Genomic DNA, 570 nt, shown 5'->3' on the forward strand with positions numbered 1-570 from the left:
AATAACCGCAATTTTAATGCCTTGCTTATTGAACATCGCGTAAGGTTGGAATAAGCGCTTACCCGTTTTTTTGTCGTAAATGTTGGCTGACAGCATTGGGAAGTTAGCCCAATCTTGCTGTTTGAATAGCACGTCTAGCGGATTATCAAATTCGTGATTGCCTAACGCCATCGCGTCATAGCCAATCTTACTCATGCCTTTGAAATCTGGCTCAGCGTCTTGTAAATCGGATTCAGGAACGCCGGTATTAATATCACCACCAGACAGTAACAGCACGCTGCCTCCTTCTGCTTGAATTTCATCACGCAGATCATCGATCAACGTCTTGCGCGCGGCCATGCCGTACTCACCGTGTTTATTCTGCCAAAAACGACCGTGGTGATCGTTGGTGTGTAAGACAGTCAATTTATAAGTGGTATCTGCATTCCATTCATGAGCAGGTTGCGAAGCACATCCAGCCAGCGAGGCCAAAATAGCGGCACTCAAAGCGGTTTTGATAATCAGACGCTGATTCATTTTTTTTCCTTTTTCTTATTGGGATTACTGATGCACATTTTCAAACATTATAGC

The 570-nt window shown here is 44.2% G+C and carries 1 protein-coding gene; it reads right to left on the reverse strand.

Annotated features, from left to right (window positions below; all coding sequences use genetic code 11):
- Nucleotides 1-516 (reverse strand): metallophosphoesterase (locus R8N49_RS29235; protein WP_318190711.1); only part of this gene is annotated, 516 nt, incomplete at its 3' end.
- Nucleotides 517-570 lie beyond the last annotated feature (54 nt).

Source organism: Vibrio sp. 1978, from assembly GCF_033344345.1.